The following is a 4670-nucleotide window of genomic DNA, read 5'->3' on the forward strand; positions in this document are numbered from 1 at the left end:
CGGCGCGGCGTCACGCGCCCAGGACCACCACCCGGCCGGTGCTGCGCCCGTCCGCGACCCGCTGGACGGCCTCGGCCGCCCCGGCCAGCGGCAGGCGGTCGCTCACCAGCGGGCGGACCACGCCGGCTTCGGCCAGCTTGGTCAGCTCCTCGTGGGCGGCCCGGACGGCCTGCGGGTCCCGGGTGTTGTACAGGCCCCAGTGCAGGCCGAGGATGCTGTAGTTCTTCACCAGCGCGTGGCCCAGTGCGGGCGCCGGGATCTCGCCGCTCGCGAAGCCGATCACGACGATCCGGCCCTCGAAGGCGACGCACTTGGCGGAGCCGGCGTAGGCCGCGCCGCCGACCGGGTCGAAGACGACGTCCGCGCCGCGTCCGCCGGTGGCCTCCGCGACGACGGCGGTGAAGTCCTCGGCGGTCCGGTCCACCACCAGGTCGGCGCCCAGCGCCCGGGCGACGGCGGCCTTCCCGGGGCCGCCGACGACGGCGATCACCCGCGCCCCGGCCGCGCGGCCGAGCTGGACCGCCGCGCTGCCGACCCCGCCCGCGGCCGCATGCACCAGCAGCGTCTCGCCCGGTCGCAGCCCGGCCCGCCGGTGCAGGGCGAACCACGCGGTCTGGTAGCCGATGTGCAGGGCGGCGGCCTCGGCGTCGTCCAGTGCCTCCGGCGCCGGGAACGCGGCCGCGGCCTCCAGCAGCGCGTACTCGGCGAAGGCGCCGCCGGGCAGCACCGGGTTGCCGATCACCCGCTCGCCGGCCCGCGGGCCCTCCACCACCTCGCCGCACAGCTCCACCCCGGGGGTGAACGGCAGCGGCGGACGCACCTGGTACTGCCCGCGCACCATCAGCGCGTCCGGGAAGTTGACGGCCGCGGCGCGTACCCGCACCAGCAGCTGCGCCGGCCCGGCCACCGGCCGCGCCACGTCGTCGGCGAGGCGCATCGCCTCGCGTGGCTCGCCCAGTTCGGCGACCTGCCAGGCCCTCACAGCGCACCGCCCTTCTCGAGGTCCCGCTGCAGCCGGTTCATCCCGCCGATCCAGCGCTCCGGTTCGGCGGCGCGGAGGCGGTAGTACTCGGCCACCTCGGGGTGCGGGAGGACGAGGAAGCGCTCCTCGCGCACGGCGGCGAGCGTCGCGTCGGCGACGTCCTCGGGTTCGAGGGCGGTCGCGGCCATCAGGAGCTCGCCGACGGCTCCGGTCGAGGTGAGCATGTCGGTGCGCACGCCCTGCGGGCAGAGGGCGTGCACCTTGAGCCCGCGGTGGCGGTAGGTGGCGGAGAGCCACTCGGCGAAGGCGAGTGCGCCGTGCTTGGAGACCGCGTACGGGGCCGAGCCGAGCATGGTGAGCAGCCCGGCGGCGGAGACGGTGGCCACGAACCGGCCGGAACCGCGCTCCAGCCAGCGGGGGAGCAGCAGCTCGGCGGCGCGCACGTGCGCCAGCACGTTGACCTCCCAGGCGAGTGCCCAGGCGGACGGGGGCGCGTCGGCCCCGCCGACGGGGGCGACGCCCGCGTTGGCGCACCAGACGTCGATCTCGCCGAGCGCCTCGCGGGAGCCCTCGACCAGGGTGGCCAGGCCCCCGGCGGAGGCGGCGTCCCCGGGCAGGGCGGTGCCGCCGCAGTCCGCGGCGACGGCGCGGGCGGCCCCGGCGTCCAGGTCGTTGACCACGACGCGGGCGCCGGCCGCGGCGAAGGCCCCGGCGAGGGCGGCCCCGATGCCGCGCCCGGCCCCGGTGACCACCACGCCCTGTCCGGCGAAGTCCCCGGCCGTCACATTCCACCGCCCAGGGTCACGCCGCCGTCCACCACGAGGGTCTGGCCGGTGATCCAGGCGGCGTCCGAGGAGAGCAGGAAGGCGACCGCGCCCGCGATGTCCTCCGGCACGCCGAGCCGGCCCAGCGGGTACGCGGCGGCGACCTTCTCCTCGCGGCCCTCGTAGAGCGCCTCGGCGAACTTCGTCTTCACCACGGCGGGTGCGACGGCGTTGACCCGGATGCCCTGCTCGCCGAGTTCGGCGGCCAGCTCGGTGGTGAGCCGGATCAGCGCGGCCTTGGACACCCCGTACATGCCGATCCCGAGCGAGGCGCGGATGCCCGCGACGGAGGACACGTTGACCACCGAGCCGCCGTGCTCGCCCATCCAGGCGGCGTGCGCGCGGCGGGTCCAGGCGAGCGGGGCGAGCACGTTGACGGCGAGGATCTTGGCGGCGGCGGCCTCGTCGGTGTCCAGCACCGGCCCGTAGATCGGGTTGACGCCGGTGTTGTTGACGAGGTGGTCGAGCCGGCCGAAGGCCTCCATCGTGCGGGCGACGGCCTCGTCCTGGTGCGCCGGGTCGTCGGCCTTGCCCGCGACGCCGATCGCGACCTCGGGGCCGCCGAGGTCGCGGACGGCCTCGGCGAGCGGCTCGGCGTTGCGGGCGGTCAGGCAGACCCGGGCGCCGCGGGCGACCAGCTCGCGCGCGATGCCGAGGCCGATGCCCCGGCTGGATCCGGTGACGACGGCCACCTGGCCCTTGAAGGAGTGCACCACGGTGGGTCCTTTCGCGCGGTTCGGGGTTCTCGGCCCGCGGGTCCGCTGCGTGCGGGGTGCCGCGGGTGGCAAAGCAGTGACTAAGCGCTTGCTTAGCATGGTGTCGGTGGGGGAGGCTGTCAACCACCGGTGGGGGAGGCCGCCGACCATCGGTGGGGGGCCGTCGACCCCCGCCCCGACCGCCTGCCGGACGCCCCGTACGACCCTTCTGGGAGGATGGCGCCATGACCAGCAAGCCCATCGCCGACCTCTGGCCCACCCTGCCCGGCGGCGCCGACGCCCGCCCCGAGGCGGCGTACCGGCTGCTCCAGGCCGCCGTCGAGTCCTTCGCCGAGCGCGGCTTCCACGCCACCACCACCCGCGACATCGCCACCGGCGCCGGCATGAGCCCGGCCGCGCTCTACATCCACTACCCGTCCAAGGCCGCCCTGCTGGCCGAGATCAGCCGGGCCGGGCACGCCGCCACGCTCGAACTGGTCCGGGCCGCGGTGGCCGGCGAGGACGGCCCGGAGGCCCGGATGCGGCGCCTGGTCGAGGAGTTCACCGCCTGGCACGCCCGGGCCCGCACGGTCGGCCGGGTGGTCAACTACGAGCTGCACGCTCTGCCCGAGGACGCGTACGCGGTGGTGGCCGCGCTGCGGCTGGACATCGAGCGCGAGGTGACCGCGCTGATCGAGGCGGGCGTCGCGGCCGGCGTCTTCGAGGTCGCCGAGGTGCGGACCGCCGCCCGCGCCGTCACCTCCCTCGGCATCGACGTCTCCCGCTGGTACACCGACCGCAGCAGCGAGACGCCGGAGGAACTGGGCCGCCGCTACGGCGAACTGGTCCTGCGGATGCTCGGCGCGCGGCTCTGAGCCGCACGCCCGGCACCCGCCCGGCAGCCGGGGGCCCGGCACCGGGCGCTACGGCTTGACCGCGGTGTGCACGTACCAGGACACGTAGTCCCGGACCTGGTACATCTCCACCACCGAGCGCAGGTTCAGCCACCCCTCCGCCGGGCCGAACAGCCGCAGCAGCGTGTACGGCACCCGGAAGTACGCGTAGAGCGCGTCCGAGGTGGGCCGGTAGCGGGCGGTGGCGTCCAGCGCCTCCTCGATCCGGAAACCCGCCCCGGTGAGCAGCTCGTTCAGGCTCCGGGTGTCGTACCGCTTCGCGCCCGGGAACACCATCGCGTCCAGGTACGGCTCCAGGACCGCGCGGCCCTCGGCGCTCATCTCCTCCGGCGGCGCCCCGATCGGGCCCAGCAGCACCAGCCGGCCGCCCGGCCGCAGCACGCGGTGGAACTCGGCCAGCGCCCGCTCCGGGTCGTAGGCGTGCACCAGCGTCTCCATCGAGTACGCGCCGTCGAAGGAGCCGTCGGCGAACTCCAGGTCGTGGTAGTCGCCCCAGGAGAAGGTGGTCCGGTCCTCCAGCGCGGCCCGGACGCTCAGCCGGCGGGCCTCCCGGACGTGGAAGTCCAGCACGTCCACGCCGGTGATCCGCAGGCCGAACCGTTTCGCCATCTCCCGCGCCACCACGCCCGCCCCGCACCCGGCGTCCAGCACCCGCGAGCCGGCCGGCAGCCCCAGCTTCCGGCCGAGCACGCCCTCCAGCTGGCGCTGCGCCCGCCAGCACCGCCACTTGGACTGGCCGGGCTCCGTCCAGCCCCAGTGCCGGGCGTTGCGGCAGACCGCCGTGTAGAACAGCCGGCTGCCGGGCCGTCCGTAGACGCGCCGCAGCCCGGTGAGATCGAGCTCGCCACTGACCATCTGCACCCGCCCGGCCTTCCGCGGCTCCGCGCCGCCGTCCGTGCCGCGCCCGCGGTCCACTGCCGCGGCGCCGTCCCGCCCAAGCTACCGACGGGCCGCCGGCCGTGCCGACCGGATGCGTCCGCCCGGGTGTCCCCCCGTCCGTCACCGCCGTCGCGTCCCCCGCCGTGGAGCGCGCCGCGGCCCGCCCGTCCCGCCGGCCCTTGACCGGCCCGGGAGGTGCGCGGAGACTTGTGGACGAAGTACGTGTGCCCCGTAGGTGTACAGCGCCGACTCGCACCGCCGGCTCCGGCCGTCGGGCCGTCGGGCCGGCGACCCGACCGCGTACCCGGACCACGTACCGGAAGCGAACCCCTCCCGCGGTGACCGGCCCCCCGACCGGCGGCACCGACGGGGGCCG

General features: G+C 76.3%; 5 protein-coding genes. 1 reads left to right on the forward strand and 4 read right to left on the reverse strand.

What is annotated here, in order from left to right:
* Window positions 1-10: 10 nt before the first annotated feature.
* Genes ABZ885_RS35735 through ABZ885_RS35745 form a run of 3 tightly spaced genes read right to left on the reverse strand, consistent with a single transcriptional unit; the run spans window position 11 to window position 2522 of the window.
* Window positions 11-982 carry an NADPH:quinone oxidoreductase family protein gene (locus ABZ885_RS35735; protein WP_360198337.1) on the reverse strand — a complete coding sequence of 324 codons (972 nt, stop codon included), beginning with the start codon at window positions 980-982 and terminating at the stop codon, window positions 11-13.
* A complete protein-coding gene (locus ABZ885_RS35740) occupies window positions 979-1767 on the reverse strand; it encodes an SDR family oxidoreductase (RefSeq protein ID WP_360198340.1) in 789 nt (262 codons plus the stop codon). Before ABZ885_RS35740 ends, ABZ885_RS35735 begins: the two co-directional genes overlap by 4 nt.
* Window positions 1764-2522: an SDR family oxidoreductase gene (locus tag ABZ885_RS35745; protein ID WP_360198342.1), complete on the reverse strand. Its 759-nt coding sequence runs from the start codon at window positions 2520-2522 to the stop codon at window positions 1764-1766. Before ABZ885_RS35745 ends, ABZ885_RS35740 begins: the two co-directional genes overlap by 4 nt.
* 224 nt (window positions 2523-2746) lie before the next feature.
* Between ABZ885_RS35745 and ABZ885_RS35750 the strand changes: the two genes are divergently transcribed.
* Window positions 2747-3376: a TetR/AcrR family transcriptional regulator gene (locus ABZ885_RS35750; RefSeq protein ID WP_360198344.1), complete on the forward strand. Its 630-nt coding sequence runs from the start codon at window positions 2747-2749 to the stop codon at window positions 3374-3376.
* 48 nt (window positions 3377-3424) lie between these two features.
* Here ABZ885_RS35750 and ABZ885_RS35755 read toward each other — a convergent pair whose 3' ends face one another.
* Window positions 3425-4270 (reverse strand): methyltransferase domain-containing protein, encoded by an 846-nt coding sequence (locus ABZ885_RS35755; RefSeq protein ID WP_360198346.1) that lies wholly within the window; start codon window positions 4268-4270, stop codon window positions 3425-3427.
* Between the last annotated feature and the right edge of the window lie 400 nt (window positions 4271-4670).

Origin of the sequence: Kitasatospora sp. NPDC047058, assembly GCF_040643935.1 — a bacterium.
In the GTDB taxonomy this organism is placed as follows: Bacteria; Actinomycetota; Actinomycetes; order Streptomycetales; family Streptomycetaceae; genus Kitasatospora.